17 protein-coding genes are annotated in these 15,152 nt (G+C 57.4%); 12 read left to right on the top strand and 5 right to left on the bottom strand.

From position 1 onward, the window contains the following. Positions 1 to 5: 5 nt before the first annotated feature. From AC2FF7_RS10440 to nusG, 9 genes are all read left to right on the top strand, one after another. Positions 6 to 191 carry a cbb3-type cytochrome c oxidase subunit 3 gene (locus AC2FF7_RS10440; RefSeq protein WP_170355315.1) on the top strand — a complete coding sequence of 62 codons (186 nt, stop codon included), beginning with the start codon at positions 6 to 8 and terminating at the stop codon, positions 189 to 191. Next, positions 188 to 1,051, top strand: a complete 864-nt coding sequence (gene ccoP, locus AC2FF7_RS10435) for a cytochrome-c oxidase, cbb3-type subunit III (RefSeq protein WP_170754450.1) — start codon at positions 188 to 190, stop codon at positions 1,049 to 1,051. Before AC2FF7_RS10440 ends, ccoP begins: the two co-directional genes overlap by 4 nt. 369 nt (positions 1,052 to 1,420) lie before the next feature. Further along, positions 1,421 to 2,296 (top strand): LysR family transcriptional regulator, encoded by an 876-nt coding sequence (locus AC2FF7_RS10430; RefSeq protein WP_480866382.1) that lies wholly within the window; start codon positions 1,421 to 1,423, stop codon positions 2,294 to 2,296. 101 nt (positions 2,297 to 2,397) lie between these two features. After that, positions 2,398 to 3,825, top strand: coding sequence for a cytochrome c oxidase accessory protein CcoG (ccoG, locus tag AC2FF7_RS10425; protein ID WP_496905611.1), 1,428 nt, complete (start codon positions 2,398 to 2,400; stop codon positions 3,823 to 3,825). Position 3,826: 1 nt separating this feature from the next. Beyond that, a complete protein-coding gene (locus AC2FF7_RS10420) occupies positions 3,827 to 4,285 on the top strand; it encodes a FixH family protein (protein ID WP_170355311.1) in 459 nt (152 codons plus the stop codon). Positions 4,286 to 4,300: 15 nt separating this feature from the next. Further along, positions 4,301 to 6,466: a heavy metal translocating P-type ATPase gene (locus tag AC2FF7_RS10415; protein WP_496905610.1), complete on the top strand. Its 2,166-nt coding sequence runs from the start codon at positions 4,301 to 4,303 to the stop codon at positions 6,464 to 6,466. Positions 6,467 to 6,470: 4 nt separating this feature from the next. Beyond that, positions 6,471 to 6,629 carry a cbb3-type cytochrome oxidase assembly protein CcoS gene (gene ccoS, locus AC2FF7_RS10410; protein ID WP_170355309.1) on the top strand — a complete coding sequence of 53 codons (159 nt, stop codon included), beginning with the start codon at positions 6,471 to 6,473 and terminating at the stop codon, positions 6,627 to 6,629. Positions 6,630 to 6,697: 68 nt separating this feature from the next. Continuing rightward, positions 6,698 to 6,895 carry a preprotein translocase subunit SecE gene (gene secE / locus AC2FF7_RS10405; RefSeq protein ID WP_170355308.1) on the top strand — a complete coding sequence of 66 codons (198 nt, stop codon included), beginning with the start codon at positions 6,698 to 6,700 and terminating at the stop codon, positions 6,893 to 6,895. A gap of 194 nt (positions 6,896 to 7,089) precedes the next feature. Further along, entirely contained in the window at positions 7,090 to 7,623 is a 534-nt protein-coding gene (nusG, locus tag AC2FF7_RS10400) for a transcription termination/antitermination protein NusG (RefSeq protein WP_480866378.1), read from the top strand. 128 nt (positions 7,624 to 7,751) lie between these two features. Here nusG and AC2FF7_RS10395 read toward each other — a convergent pair whose 3' ends face one another. Further along, positions 7,752 to 8,516 carry a hypothetical protein gene (locus AC2FF7_RS10395; protein ID WP_480866376.1) on the bottom strand — a complete coding sequence of 255 codons (765 nt, stop codon included), beginning with the start codon at positions 8,514 to 8,516 and terminating at the stop codon, positions 7,752 to 7,754. Next, on the bottom strand, positions 8,513 to 9,373 hold the full coding sequence (locus AC2FF7_RS10390; RefSeq protein WP_480866375.1) for a hypothetical protein: 861 nt from the start codon (positions 9,371 to 9,373) through the stop codon (positions 8,513 to 8,515). The genes AC2FF7_RS10395 and AC2FF7_RS10390 overlap by 4 nt, the downstream gene beginning before the upstream one ends. Positions 9,374 to 9,683: 310 nt before the next feature. Between AC2FF7_RS10390 and rplK the strand changes: the two genes are divergently transcribed. Both rplK and rplA read left to right on the top strand, forming a co-directional pair. Next, complete coding sequence (gene rplK, locus AC2FF7_RS10385) at positions 9,684 to 10,133, top strand: 50S ribosomal protein L11 (RefSeq protein WP_010440985.1); 450 nt, start codon at positions 9,684 to 9,686, stop codon at positions 10,131 to 10,133. 1 nt (position 10,134) lies between these two features. Then, on the top strand, positions 10,135 to 10,833 hold the full coding sequence (gene rplA / locus AC2FF7_RS10380) for a 50S ribosomal protein L1 (protein WP_170355304.1): 699 nt from the start codon (positions 10,135 to 10,137) through the stop codon (positions 10,831 to 10,833). A 63-nt stretch (positions 10,834 to 10,896) separates the two neighbouring features. On the opposite strand, the gene AC2FF7_RS10375 is transcribed toward rplA, so the two are convergent. The 3 genes from AC2FF7_RS10375 to AC2FF7_RS10365 all read right to left on the bottom strand — a co-directional run bounded on the left by AC2FF7_RS10375 (position 10,897) and on the right by AC2FF7_RS10365 (position 14,183). After that, complete coding sequence (locus AC2FF7_RS10375; RefSeq protein ID WP_496905609.1) at positions 10,897 to 11,910, bottom strand: phosphotransferase family protein; 1,014 nt, start codon at positions 11,908 to 11,910, stop codon at positions 10,897 to 10,899. A gap of 111 nt (positions 11,911 to 12,021) precedes the next feature. After that, positions 12,022 to 13,047, bottom strand: a complete 1,026-nt coding sequence (locus AC2FF7_RS10370; RefSeq protein WP_496905608.1) for a Hint domain-containing protein — start codon at positions 13,045 to 13,047, stop codon at positions 12,022 to 12,024. Positions 13,048 to 13,211: 164 nt separating this feature from the next. Next, a complete protein-coding gene (locus tag AC2FF7_RS10365; RefSeq protein WP_480866370.1) occupies positions 13,212 to 14,183 on the bottom strand; it encodes a phosphotransferase family protein in 972 nt (323 codons plus the stop codon). 401 nt (positions 14,184 to 14,584) lie between these two features. Between AC2FF7_RS10365 and rplJ the strand changes: the two genes are divergently transcribed. Then, positions 14,585 to 15,103, top strand: a complete 519-nt coding sequence (gene rplJ / locus AC2FF7_RS10360) for a 50S ribosomal protein L10 (RefSeq protein ID WP_170355300.1) — start codon at positions 14,585 to 14,587, stop codon at positions 15,101 to 15,103. The last annotated feature ends 49 nt before the right edge of the window (positions 15,104 to 15,152 follow it).

Genomic DNA, 15,152 nt, shown 5'->3' with positions numbered 1-15,152 from the left:
GCGTTATGGAAGAATACACACTCCTCAGACAGTTCGCGGATAGCTGGATGCTGCTGCTGTTGTTCACTTTCTTCATTGGCATCGTGGTGTGGGTTTTCCGCCCCGGTTCCAGCAAGGAATACAACGACACCGCCAACATCCCCTTCCGGCATCAAGACAAACCCGCCGAATCCAAGGAGGCGCGGCCATGAGCAAGACACCTGATAAACAGCCGGGCGATCCGAATACCACGGGTCACAGCTGGGACGGTATCGAAGAATTCGACAATCCGATGCCTCGCTGGTGGCTGTGGACCTTCTACGCCTGTATCTTCTGGGGCGTGATCTACACCATCATGTATCCGGCATGGCCGCTGGTTCAATCGGCAACCGCTGGTGTTGTTGGCTGGTCCTCGCGCGGGGAAGTGCAGCAGGATATCGTGTCCTTCGAAGAAGCCAACGCGCCTTGGAATGCGCGGCTGGTGGAAACGCCGCTTGAGGAAATCTCGGCGGACGCCGAATTGCAGCAATACGCTGTGAACTCGGGTGGTGCCGTATTCCGCACCTGGTGTGCGCAGTGCCACGGCTCGGGCGCGCAGGGGGCCACCGGCTTCCCGAACCTTCTGGATGACGCCTGGCTTTGGGGCGGTTCGCTTGAGGATATCGAATATACCGTTGCCTATGGTATCCGGAATGAAGAAAGCGACGATGCGCGCTATTCCGAGATGCCGGCCTTTGGCGAGCTTCTGGAAAAGGATGAGATCACTCAGGTCGTTCAGTACGTGATGTCCCTGACCAACGCCCAGTCGGATGACGCAGCGGCTGAAGCCGGTAAGGTTGTCTTCGAAGACAATTGCGCGGCCTGCCACGGCGAAGACGGCAAAGGCGATGTCTTCCAGGGCGCGCCGAACCTGACCGACGCGATCTGGTTGTACGGCGGCAGTGAAGAGGCTTTGACCGAGACGGTCACCTACAGCCGCTTCGGCGTTATGCCTCCGTGGGAAAACCGCCTGACTCAGGCGCAGATCCGCGCCGTGACCGCTTATGTCCACCAGCTGGGTGGCGGTCAGTAAGGCGAAAAGAATACCTCCGGACGGTTCGCCGTCCGAAGGTTGAAGCACCGGCTGTTCCATCTGTTCGCGCGTTTCCAGAACAGCCGGTGCTGACTTTTTAGATTACCGACGAAAAAAGGTGTGGTCCAGACTCACCTTTTCGCGCGCATCGCTTTTTTGTTTCCACCAATGCGCCTCCGGCAGCCAATTCTGACGGTGTTGCTTTTCTTGCTGATTGCGGTCCACGCTTTGGGTCGCGGTCATGAAACTGCGCGCTAGGATCGAAAGCATTTCTGCACTCCTTTGCTGTTTGTAGCTTATTTGAGGATTGCCCTGTGGGCCTTAAAATGCGACTCAATTACCTTGTCAGTGTGTAAGTAAGGCTTACAGATGGATTGGATGAAAATGCCGCCCCTTGCGGCGCTCAGGGCTTTTTCTGCCTTTGCGGAAACGGGCAATGTCGTGCAGGCGGGTTCGATGTTGAATGTCAGCCACGCTGCAATAAGCCAGCAGCTGCGGGCGTTGGAAAAGCACTTAGGTACCAGCCTTCTGGACCGGTCGGGCAAGTCGATGGTTCTAACTCCCGAGGGTGAGCACCTGGCCCAAGCTTTACACCTTGGGTTTCGTGCCATTGGCGCGGCAGTGACCGATCTGGTGCAATCGGGTCTTGATCGACCGGTTCATGTTTCTCTAACCCCGTCTTTCGCTGCATCGTGGCTGATGCCAAGGCTGCCGGCTTTTCAGGCGGAACATCCGGATATTGATTTGGCGTTGGACCCTACCCCAAAGCTTGTGACTCTCGGGCCCGGCGGGGTGGATGTGGCTCTTCGTTATGGAGCGGGAGGTTGGCCCGGAGTGACATCCGAGCTTTTACTGCCAAGCCCGATTACCATAGTGGCCGCGCCCTCATTGCTGGGGGACAAGACCGACTGGACTGCTGCCGAGTTAAGTCAGCTGCCTTGGCTAGAAGAGTTTGGAACCACTGAAGCAACGACATGGCTTGCTGGACAAGGCGTAGAGCACGGCCCCCGTGCCGGGCGAATTGCATTGCCCGGAAACCTGCTGCTTGACGGGCTCCGCGCGGGTCAGGGCGTCACGGTGACGGCGCGGCATTTTGTCGAATCCGACATCGCCGATGGACGGCTGGTCGAACTGTTCTGCCAGCCGGGCAACAGCGGATATCATATTGTAACCACTGAAAATTCTATACGTCCGGCGGTCAGAACCTTCGTGTCCTGGCTGCGGCGGCAATCCGGTCGCATGTGACAAAAGGTGTCTGCACGATGCGCTTTTGACCCATGTCAAAGAGCTTATCTGTGTGATCTGGGACAAGACACAAAAAATAAAGCCAAATCTGGAGCCAGCTCGTGAGCGATTCCGACCCCGCCCCCAGCCTATATGCTGCAAGGGAGCCTATTTTCCCCCGTCGTGTTTCCGGCCCGTTCAGAAACCTGAAATGGATCATCCTCGCTGTTACTCTGGGGATCTACTACATCACTCCGTGGATCAGATGGGACCGTGGCCCCAGCCTGCCGGATCAGGCGGTGCTGCTGGATCTGGCAAACCGCCGGTTCTATTTCTTCTGGATTGAGATCTGGCCGCACGAGTTCTATTTCGTGGCCGGTCTGTTGATCATGGCCGGTTTGGGTCTTTTCCTTTTCACCTCGGCTTTAGGGCGCGTGTGGTGCGGTTATGCCTGTCCACAGACGGTGTGGACCGACCTCTACATTCTGGTCGAACGCTGGATCGAAGGCGACCGCAACGCGCGTCTGCGTCTGCACCGGCAGGAAAAGATGGATTTGCGCAAGGCGCGTCTGCGAGTCACGAAGTGGGCGGTTTGGCTCATGATTGGTCTCGCGACCGGCGGGGCATGGGTGTTTTACTTTGCCGATGCGCCCACATTGCTGCGCGATCTGGTGACTGGGAATGCGCATCCCGTGGCCTATACGACCGTGTTGATTCTGACCGGCACCACCTTTTTGTTTGGCGGCTTCGCGCGCGAACAGATTTGTATCTATGCCTGCCCGTGGCCGCGCATTCAGGCCGCAATGATGGACGAGGATACTCTGGTCGTGGGCTACCGCGAATGGCGGGGCGAGCCGCGCGGCAAAGGCAAGCGCACGGCGGATTCCGAGCTTGGCGATTGCATCGACTGTATGGCCTGCGTCAATGTCTGCCCGGTGGGGATCGACATCCGTGATGGCCAGCAGTTGGAATGCATCACCTGCGCGCTTTGCATTGACGCCTGTGACGACATGATGGCCAAGATCGGCAAACCGCGCGGTCTGATCGATTATATGGCGCTGAGCGACGAGACCCGCGAACGCGCTGGTCAGCCGCCCAAGAACATCTGGAAGCACATTCTGCGCCCGCGAACCATCATGTATACGGCCATGTGGTCGGCGGTGGGCTTTGCGCTGCTGTTCGCGTTGTTCATCCGCTCGGAAATCGACCTGACCGTCGCGCCTGTGCGGAACCCGACCTTTGTGACCCTGTCTGACGGGACGATCCGCAACACCTACGACGTGCGGCTGCGCAATAAGCATGGCGAGGATCGCTTGTTCAAATTGTCGCTGACCGGCGATCCGGCCATGCGGATCGTGATTGAGGGTACGAATCTTGATACAGTGAACGTCACAGCCGATACTGCCCAGCTTGAGCGCGTCTATATCGTTGCGCGTAAAGAGACTGGTCCAGCGGCAGAGGATGTGACGCCTGTGCGCATTTGGGTCGAAGACCTGCAAAGCGGTGAGCGCGCCTATAAAGACACGACCTTCAACGGACGAGGGCAGTAAGATGGCAGAACGTCAATTCACCGGAAAACACGCGCTGGCCGTGTTTGTTGGGGCCTTCAGCGTGATCATCGCCGTCAATCTGGTGCTGGCCTACAGTGCTGTGAAGACCTTTCCGGGGCTTGAGGTTAAAAACTCCTACGTAGCCAGTCAGGAGTTCAACGAACGCCTGCAGGAACAGCAGGCTCTGGGTTGGGAAATTCGGGCAGAGGTTTCCGGCGGTTTGTTGATCCTGCATATCACCGACAAGACAGGTGCGCCGGTTCAGGTGGCCGAGCTGCAGGCCGTTGTGGGTCGGGCTACTCATGTCAAAGAGGATTTCGCTCCCGATTTCACCTTTGACGGCATCGCCTATGCAACGCCCGCGTCGCTGGGCAAGGGCAACTGGAACATTCGTCTGGTTGCCAAAGACCATAGCGGAGCGGAATTCGCGCAGCGCGTACCGCTCTATGTGAAGGGGTAGGGGACTGTGGCGCAGATGAGTTCCGGTACGGCGGCTTGTCCGGGTTGTGTCGCAGCCCCAGCAGAACCCGCACGGCCGATCCCTCAGGACGTACAGATTGCGCTGTCGTTGCCAGGTATCCATTGCTCGGCTTGTATCTCGACGGTCGAGCGCGCGCTGAACGCCACGCCCGGCGTCGAGGATGCGCGCGTCAACCTGACCCTGAAACGCGCCATGATCAAAGCCGCGCCCGATCTGCGTGCTGCCGATCTGATCCCGGTGCTGGAAAACGCGGGTTTTGAGGCGCATGAGTTGGACCCCGGCGCCCTGTCCGCCACGCAGGCTGACAAGGCGGGGCGTGATCTGCTTATGCGGCTGGCGGTGGCCGGGTTTGCCTCGATGAACGTGATGCTGCTGTCGGTCTCGGTCTGGTCCGGGGCAGCGGATGCAACGCGGGACATGTTCCACTGGATTTCGGCGGCGATTGCGCTGCCTGCGATTGCTTTCTCTGCGCAGCCCTTCTTTGCGAATGCGTGGTCGGCCTTGCGCGTGCGTCGTCTGAATATGGACGTGCCAATCGTACTGGCGATCCTGTTGGCGCTGGTCACATCGCTGTGGGAAACTGCGCTGAGCGGTGAACATGCCTATTTCGACGCCGCCCTGACGCTGACCTTCTTCCTGCTGGCTGGACGCTATCTGGATTACCGTACTCGCGCTGCTGCCCGATCTGCGGCCGAGGAGCTGACCGCGCTGGAAGTCCCCCGCGCCATTCGGGTCGTGGATGGCATCGAGGAAGAGGTCGCCGTTGCCACGCTGAGTGTGGGCGACCTGATCTTGATCCGCCCCGGCGGGCGGATGCCCGTGGATGGCGAGATTGTCTCGGGTCAATCGGAGCTCGACCGGTCGCTGCTGACCGGAGAAACCCTGCCGGTCTTTGCCGAAGCAGGTACGACTGTCAGCGCCGGCGAGGTCAACCTGACCGGCCCTCTGACCATCCGCGCGACGGCGGTGGGTGAGGACACTTCTCTGCACCGTATGGCCGATCTGGTGGCCATCGCTGAATCGGGGCGCTCGCGCTATACTTCGCTGGCCGACAAGGCCGCCAAGCTTTATGCGCCGGGGGTTCATATCCTGTCGGCGCTCAGCTTTGTAGGGTGGTATATCTATTCCGGCGATATCCGCACCGCGCTGAACATCGCCGCCGCCGTGCTGATCATCACCTGCCCATGTGCGCTGGGGCTGGCGGTTCCTGCGGTGACCACGGCGGCCTCGGGGCGGTTGTTTCGCAAAGGGATGCTGATCAAACACTCCACCGCGCTGGAACGTCTGGCCGAGGTTGATACGGTTGTTTTCGACAAGACCGGCACGCTGACCTCTGGCACTCCGGAACTGACCAATCTGGGCGATCATTCGAGATCTGACCTTGAGGTCGCGCTGGCACTGGCCGAAGCGTCCTCGCACCCGTTGTCGGTTGCTTTGACCAAGGCCGCTCGCGAGGCAGGGATCAAGCCCGCCACGCTGAAAGAGGTCACAGAGGTTCCGGGCTACGGTACCGAGGGTACCTATCGTGGCCAACGCGTGCGTTTGGGCCGGGCGGCATGGACCGGTGCAGACGAAGGCGATCAGACCGCCGCATGGCTGGCCATCGCCGGGCAAGCGCCGTCGGCATTCCTGTTCTCGGACGCTTTGCGCCCCGGCGCGGCGGAGGCGGTGCAGGCGCTGCGCGAGGCGGGAAAAGAGGTCATCCTGATCTCAGGCGATACGCAGGGCGCGGTTCAGGCACTGGCGGCCAAGCTGGGGATTGAAAACTGGATTGCGCAGGCCCTGCCGCAGGACAAGGCCAAGCATGTTGAGGTTCTGCGCGATAAGGGCCATCACGTGCTTATGGTCGGTGACGGGCTGAACGACACGGCGGCGCTGGCGGCGGCGCATGTGTCGATCTCACCGGCCTCGGCACTGGATGCGGCGCGGGTGGCGTCAGATATCGTGCTGCTGGGCAATGACCTGTCACCTATCGCCGATGCCTGCGACACCGCAGTCAAAGCAACCAAACGGATTCGCGAAAACTTTCGCATCGCCACCGTCTATAATATCATTGCGGTGCCGCTGGCGGTGGTTGGTCTGGCTACGCCGCTGATTGCGGCACTGGCGATGTCGACATCGTCTATCACCGTGTCTTTGAACGCATTGCGGGTAAGGTAAAGCGATGGAAGTTCTGGCCTATCTGATACCGATTTCCCTGTTTCTGGGCGGGGTTGGGCTGGTGGCCTTTGTCTATACCGTCCGCTCAAACCAATATGACGACCCTGAAGGGGACGCGCGGCGCATCCTCAGCGATGAATGGGACGACAAACCCAAGCCCTGACAGCCCTTGAAATTGCCGCAATGCCCGGTTATGTCCGGCCCATCCGCTAGCAGAGAGAACACCGCCAAATGGCTACCATGAATCCGATCCAGTTCATTCAGCAAGTCCGCGCCGAAGTTGCAAAGGTCGTCTGGCCGACGCGCCGCGAGGTTCTGCTGACCACGGTCATGGTGTTCATCATGGCGGCCCTGACTGCTGTGTTCTTTGCACTGGTCGATCTGGGCATTCGCGGTGGTCTGCAACTGATCCTGGGCATGTTCGGCTAAACCCGCGCGGGCAGGGTGGAAACACCGCTTCCCCCTTGCACAGCACGCGATGTCCTTGTAGGTCACGCGGAACTATTCGGAATGGGCGTGCGGCGATTCGGACCGCGCGCCGCTTTTTATTCCGGGTAACGTAATGGAATTTCAATCACGGGCACGCGTTGCCGCTGCCTGAGAAAAACAAGGACGACAGGTTCATGGCGAAACGGTGGTACTCGGTCAGCGTTCTTTCGAATTTCGAAAAGAAGATCGCAGAACAGATCCGCACGTCGGTAGCAGAGCACGGCCTTGAGGACGATATCGACGAAGTGCTGGTGCCCACCGAAGAGGTGATCGAAGTGCGCCGGGGCAAAAAGGTCACCACCGAACGCCGTTTCATGCCCGGCTATGTGCTGGTGCATATGGAGATGTCGGATCAGGGCTACCACCTTGTGAACTCGATCAACCGCGTCACCGGCTTCCTGGGCCCGCAAGGCCGTCCGATGCCTATGCGCGATGCCGAGGTGAACCAGATCCTCAACCGCGTTCAGGAAGGCGAAGAAGCGCCCAAGCTGATGATCTCCTTCGAGGTCGGTGAGAAGGTCAAGGTCAACGATGGCCCGTTCGAGGATTTCGACGGCATGGTCGAAGGCGTGGACGACGAGAACCAGAAGCTGAAGGTTTCGGTTTCGATCTTCGGTCGCGAAACGCCAGTCGAGCTGGACTTTACGCAGGTGACCAAGCAGACCTGAGTTAACCTGCTGCGAGATTCGAAGCGCCGCGATGCCTTGAGCAACGCGGCGTTTTTTTGTTTCAAACCAGTTCTAGCGGCCGGAGGCAAGGGGCAGGCTACTTCGGTGGCAGGGAAAGAACTGTGTAGCTATGGCGGTCCTGGGATCAGTTCATTTTGTTGAAGGGCTGTCAGAATGTCGAGGATTGTCGACGGGCTGAAATCCACCGATCCGTCAAGAAAGACACCCAGCCCGCCTTCTCCGATTTCTTTCGGGCCGCCTTTGTCGTAAACCGGATCGAGTGAAGCGAGTTCTGCTGGCAATTCCGGACACAATGGGGTTTCGTTCAAAACAAGGTCCACAGCGGCCAGCATCAATTCCTTAACAGAGTCCAGAGTGTCGTCCTTCAGAAGTTGCTCGCGCTGTTCTTCAGGGGCCGTAAGTGTAAGATCAATGAGTTTGAAATAAGCACAATTGTCGCGCAGCTCGACGGTCGCCGCGGTGGACATATTCGCCAGGATGGCTCTTTTTTGTTCGCCCCGCTGAAAGTCGCGCTCGCTGGTTCGACTGCATTCGAAGATTGTGATGGTTACATTTCCATTCAAGTCAATCGCGTCGTCTTGGGCTTTGAGGCTTAAGTCATCCAGCCGGGCCTGCAGGCCGCAATTGTCGATGATCGCGTTGTCAGCCAACTGCTCTGGCACTGTTTTTTGTATCTCTCGGAGATCGAGAAGGGCGTTTACCCCGATCCGTGTAGGGGCAGCGGCAGTGATTTTCAGGTCCAGCGTGTAGGGGAGCTTTGTTTCGCGCACCGGCAAGGTAGCGTCGATCAGAAAGTTCACCTGCTGAGCGCTAGGAGCGCGAACGCCGGGAACTGCTGCCGCCAAGACCAAGATCATGAACCAATGTCTCATTCAGCAAACTCCAAAACACCAAGCGCTTTTAGGCCCGCAAGGACTTTGACGATTGTCTCGGCGCTGACATCAGCCGATCCGACAACTGCGGCTCCCATCCCGCCCGGAGCAATTTCGCGTGTGCCGCCGGATTCGTAGATCGGGTCGAGAACTGCGAATTCTTCGGGCAGTGGCGGGCAGACCGGGTTGGCGGCCAAAAACTCTCCACCCTTTTCTAGCACGGCTTCGTTGATGCGGTTGGTCAAACCAAAAAGATTGCTGACGGCGCCGATAAAGCCACGCGGGTTGAGGTCAACATTTTCGATACTGAATGTCAGGCACTGGCCTTTAACTTCCGCCTTGGCGACAGCAACGGCATCGACTGTAGCCCCAAAATAACGAATGCCAGCTTCTTCACGCCGGTTGCACCTGGTAAATTGAGCGCGGGCCGAACCCTCGACCTTTACAGTATCCCCTATGGCAGTTACATCGCGGACCTCAAGATAGATCTGACGTTTGCAGCTTTCTTCCAGAGGGCCAGTCAGAATCTGCGGCGCCTTTTCCTGCAGTCCGCGCAGGTCCATGAACGCCCTTATTTGCAACCGTGTGGGGCTGGCTTCTTCAAGGCCGCTGTAAACCGTGAAGGGAACGGGAATGTCGCGTAGGGGAACTTCCTTGGTCAGTTTTATCTGAAACCGACCGGCATAGTTGGCAGGATCAATCCCCGCCGTGGCGGTTGATACGGGACTGTTGGACCCGTTGGATTGGCCGGTTGTCTCGGACGCGGCGTCCTGATCCTGAGCCTTGCTGCCACATCCCGGCAGCATCGCTAGGAAAACGCAGATCAGTAGCCCCTTGTTCAGCCGAGATGATGCCATCCCCGATCACCTCTTTTGCAATCAAGCAGTTCCAAGATACCCGTCTTGTTCTCTGGCGCAACTTATGTATTCAAGTAAATTATTCTGTTTGGTTTTTCTAACTGACACTGAGGTCGGACCAAGACAAAAAGGGTCACTTGGGAATAAGGTGACATCTACTTGCCAACCCCATCGTTCCCCTGTAAATGCCGCCTCTATCGTCTTCGGGCGAGATTCTCTCGTGGGAGGTTGCTGGGATCGCGATCCCGGATCGGACCACGCAACATAAACCGGGTGGAACGCGTTTCACCTACGTTGAAAGGAAAACCAAATGGCTAAGAAGCTTGCTGGTACAATGAAACTGCAGGTTCCTGCAGGTCAGGCGAACCCGTCGCCGCCAGTTGGTCCGGCGCTGGGTCAGCGCGGCATCAACATCATGGAATTCTGCAAGGCGTTCAATGCCAAGACTGCAGACATGGAGCCCGGCGCCCCATGCCCCACCGTGATCACCTACTATCAGGACAAGTCCTTCACCATGGACATCAAGACGCCGCCCGCGTCTTATTACCTGAAAAAAGCAGCTGGTCTGAAGCCGGTTGGTAAGCGTAACCGCCCCCGTGGCGCGGAAAACCCAGGTCGTGAGACCGTGGCAACCGTGACCTCGAAGCAGGTTCGTGAAATCGCCGAAGCCAAAATGAAAGATCTGAACGCCAACGACGTCGAAGGCGCAATGCAGATCATCCTGGGCTCGGCCCGCTCTATGGGCATCGAGGTGAAGTAAGATGGCAAAACTTGGTAAACGCACCCGCGCTGCGCGCGAAGCTGTCGCCGGCAAGGAAAATCTGTCGATCGAAGACGCAGTTGCCCTGGTCAAAGCCAACGCAACCTCGAAATTCGACGAGACCATCGAAATCGCGATGAACCTGGGCGTTGACACCCGTCACGCTGACCAGATGGTTCGCGGCGTTGTTGGCCTGCCCAACGGCACCGGTAAAGCGATGCGCGTTGCTGTTTTCGCTCGTGGCCCCAAGGCTGACGAAGCGAAAGAAGCAGGCGCGGATATCGTTGGCGCAGAGGACCTGATGGAAACCATTCAGGGCGGCACCATCGAATTCGATCGCTGCATTGCCACCCCGGACATGATGCCCATCGTTGGCCGTCTGGGTAAGGTTCTGGGCCCCCGCAACCTGATGCCGAACCCCAAGGTTGGCACTGTGACCATGGACGTCAAAGCAGCCGTGGAAGCAGCCAAGGGCGGTGAAGTTCAGTTCAAGGCGGAAAAAGGCGGCGTTGTGCACGCTGGCGTTGGCAAAGCGTCGTTCGACGAAGCCAAGCTGGCCGAAAACGTGCGCGCATTCGTTTCGGCTGTGGCCAAGGCCAAGCCGTCGGGCGCAAAAGGCACCTACATGAAGAAAATCGCGCTGAGCTCGACTATGGGCCCAGGCGTGACTCTGGATGTGGCGGCTGCGGCGGGCGAATAAGCCCTGACGCACGACTACAAAGAATTGGTCCCGGGTGGTGAGAACTGCCCGGGATTTTTTGTGTCAATTGGTAAAGTGATCCGGCTGAAAAGCCCTTTTCGCAAAGGGTCGTAGCCGCCGCAGAGTTCTTTGTTTAGCCGCAGTGCGCAGCGCCTTTTTCTGTGGCACGCGGGCCAAAGTCGACAAGACGCGTGGATAAAGAAGAAAAGCCAGGCTGGGATCATTTGGACCGACCAGTTTATACCCTTCGAAAAAAGCTGAGGTGACATCGTCGGGGACGACTCGGCCGGGCGCTACCTCGTTTGCAGAACGGGTCAGGGTGGTGAAATCCAGCAAGACTTTTGAAATGTCATGTCCGACCGGCGCCATTTGATCGCTGGAAAAGTCAAGCCCGAGTGTCCGCTGGTCGTCTCGTATCAGATTGGATAGGTGAAAGTCGCCGTGCTGAATTGCCGAAATCGTTTGCTGGCCCTCGAACTGTGGCGCCAGCTCGATGATCCGTCGGATACCGGCGAGAAACAGTTGCCGTGCGGGTACGGTTGCAGTGCCTGCGGTGATCTGTCTTTCCAGCTCCTGATAGTAGCAGACCGTGTATTTGGGCTGAAAGATGCGACGCTCTTCGATCTGTGTGCGGTGATAGGCATCCAGCCAGACCCCGGCTTGTTTTAAAAGGTCCAATTGTTGGACAGGCCGATCCTCAACCTTGCGGACGAGTTCAGCGAAGGTGTGACCCCTTATGTATTCAAAGAGGCTTGTTTGAGCGTCCTGTGACACGTGGATAGGTTTGGGCGCGGTCAGGGTGGCGTCTTCCCCCAGAGCATGAAACGCTCGTTCCTGACGCATGTGGTGGGCGACAAACCCCTGTTGCGACTCGGGTTTAAGCTGGAACTTGTAGGCGTAAGACAAACCCGACCTGTGTTTTGCGCGAAGAACAATCCGAGAGTTTTCCGGATCGTCTCGGCGGGACAGTTTGGTCAGCGTCCAGCCATGGCGAGACAACCCCGCCTTGGCGGCGAAACCTGGCCAAAGTTTTAAGGCTGTTTTGTCGAGGGTCGAGTCCTGAAAGTTCCACCACATGCCAAGGTTTTTCTCTTCGCATTAATCGTCTGCATTTGTATCTGCAGACAATGCAGCGTTCGGGTGCGTTGCGCAAATGCCGGGATTGGCGGCATCCCGCATCCTGTCAGTTCACATATACGCGCTTAGAACTGCTGCTTCACGGGCGTTGATCGTCGCGGCTGCAGTGTGACGGAAGGCGTCCCTTGCGTGGTCAAGCGAGGGGAACAGGGCCACAATCTCGGCTCGCTGCGCCGAGGACAAAGCATGTTTTGCGCTTTCGCCAAAGAAATAGCTTTCTGTCAACGCTCCGTTCGACCGAACGATGTGATGATGGTCGAACATGAAATGCGTGTAGGTGATCCTGTCCATCTCGCGGATTTCAACACCCGGCAGGCTGCAAAGATGCTTGGCCGCAACGAAAACCTCAGAAGACCCGAACAGCATGCTTATCGCGGGCGAAGCGACGAGAACCCGATGTTGCTGTGACAGAATAAGTTTTTTGGTGTTTCCGATGGCCCCCTGTTCAATGACAACAGGTGCAAAGGCGCCGCGCCCGGGGACTGTGGTCGTGTCGATCCACATGATTGGCTGAAAACCGGCATCGCGGGTCCAGATGTTCTGACCACGGCTGAGTTGCGCGATATCGACATCCCCTTCAGATGTTGCGATCAGAGTGCCTGGGCCAAAACAGGGGATGTAGTCGTCATAAGCCGAACTGCCTGCGTTGGATCCTGAAACCTTGATATAGGATGTTCCGGGGTCCAGTGGTGCAGACGTTGCAAATCCCCAAACGTCCGAGGTGACGCCGTTTTGCGAAAAAACGTAGACCTCGATTTCGGGTCTGACCGGGTTGCCATCACCGTCCAGGGCGCGCAGGACGATAATGGATTCTGACTCGACCGGCGTACCGTCGGCGACAATCCCGCCGCCATCCGTGATGATATGTCCGCCCGCCTGGTCGTCGTTGAAAATATCCGGGCTGCCGCTGGTGTCGTCCAGCGTGACGGTCGTCCCGCCGCCGCCAGAAAACGAAAAGATGGTCCCGTCCGGAGTATCCGAGTTGTTGATAATCGAGTTGCCTACGATGCCGCCAGAAGAACTGGAGGTCACAATCAGGCTAGAGCTGTCCTGAGCGAAAAAACTGCGAAGTACCATGTGCTCGACTTAACCTTACAGAAACTTGTTAACCAGGCGGAGGCTTTAGGTTGGAAACCGGCAAAACCTATATCCAGTACGCAATTTAATTTGCTTGGGTCTGATTTTGCCAGCCATTTCTTCAGCTCCGATCACACAATTTTGTTAGCAGCGCGAAAGTTGCGTTAATCAACACTGTCGTGAAATGCGATGCGCAGTCGGTTGCCCAGCCTGTGCCGTTTGTCTTCCTCGTACGGGCTGCAGCGATGGTTTAAGTGCCACAGTGCCAACCAGTCCAAAATCAACCGTCCTCGGATGCAGGTGTCCAGAATGTCCATATGGATGGGGTGTTCGTAACGCCGGAAAAACATCTCTTTGTTTGTTTTCAAAATGCCACTGCGATCCACTTCCTGAGGGGGAGCGTCGCGAAACACATCGGACTTCAGGAAGTCCACGATGTCATAGGGGGCCAGTTTCACCCTGACCTCGGTGAAATCCAAACCGATCATATGCCCTCGGCCGACGATCAGGTTCTGTGCATGGAAATCACCGTGTGAAAACACCTGCGTTTCCAGAGTGCCCCCGAGGCTCCATGCTTGGTTTGTCAGCACATCCAGCATTGCCGTGCTTTCGCGTTGAATCTCTTGTGGGACATGCGCCGCTGCGGCCTGAATGTTGTCGAGCATCCATTTCGGTCGAAATCCGTATTTCTGTAGCGGGCGGTACGCGTGCAAATGGTGCAGCCATTCTCCGGCGCGTCGATAAATCTGGGCGACCTGATCCGCATCAGGGCTTCTGTGAATAATATCCGCTGCGGTTGGACGGTCGATATACTCTGTCACGAAGAACGTCTGCGAGGGTGAGATGTGGACAGGGCGAACAACCCGCACAGTCTGCGTGTCTTCGAAATAAGCCGACAGGGTCGTCAGAAGGTCATATTCCTTCTGCAACCGACCCGTTTCCGGAGAGGTTGTATCAATCTTTAGGGCGTACTCCCCTGAACCGGTTCTCAGGCGCAGTAGGTACCGGGTGTCAGCAAAATCATGCGATCGGTAGACGCATTCAAACCCGGATAAGCTTAGGTTCCTGCCATGTGCAGAGAATTCTTTGACGCAACCTGTCGCAAATCGGTGTTCTTGCGGGGAGAGTTTCGGCATTTGCAGCGTGTTATCCGGGGTTTGGGTGCGCGAGACAGGACCTTAGCGTGAATGACATGTCAATGCCGCACAATACAGTTTGGACAGGGTGCCTCGCTGGGAAGGGATTGCAGCGATTTGATGTGATTTACCTCTTGGAAACCCCGCCTATCTGCCCTAAAGAGACTTGCGGAGTAAAGCGTGCGATTCGTCGTGCGCTTTATTTCGTTTCGTCCAAGACGGTGGGTGACCTTGCGAAAGGTCTTAATTCCCTGCCTGAGACGGGTAAGACCAAAGAATTCTGAGGGTCGCATTCCTCGGGCGCATTTTGGCCAATCCCGTAACAACGGACCTGAACGCTGGGGTTTCGGCCTCGGCAAATATGAGCCGGGATGTCCAACATCCCAAACTTGGAGAGAACTGTGGATAGAGCCCAGAAAGAGAAAGTGGTCGAGGAACTCGGCCAAATCTTCGAAAGCTCTGGCGTCGTAGTGGTTGCCCATTACGCCGGTCTGACAGTTGCCGAGATGCAGGACCTTCGCGCACGTGCTCGTGACGCGGGTGGCGCCGTGCGTGTTGCCAAGAACAGGCTCGCCAAAATCGCCCTCGACGGAAAGCCATGTGAAAGCATTGGTGACCTGCTGACGGGTATGACCGTTCTGACCTATTCCGAGGATCCCGTGGCAGCAGCCAAGGTGGCCGAGGACTTCGCCAAAGAGAACCAAAAGTTCGAAATCCTTGGCGGTGCAATGGGCGAGAACGCTCTGGACCGGGCTGGTGTTACAGCCGTGTCGAAAATGCCGTCGCGTGAAGAGCTTATTGCTACGATCGCGGGTATGCTTGGCGCGCCTGCTTCGAACATCGCCGGTGCAATTGGCGCACCTGCAAGCAACATCGCAAGCATCCTTTCCACCATCGAAGAGAAGGCGGAAGCTGCGTAAGCGGTTGGCACTGAATGATCTGCGTAGGGTGAGCACCCTGACGTTGGAA

Source organism: Ruegeria sp. YTSC325 (genome assembly GCF_059609525.1).
This window is presented reverse-complemented; position numbering and strand designations above follow the sequence as displayed.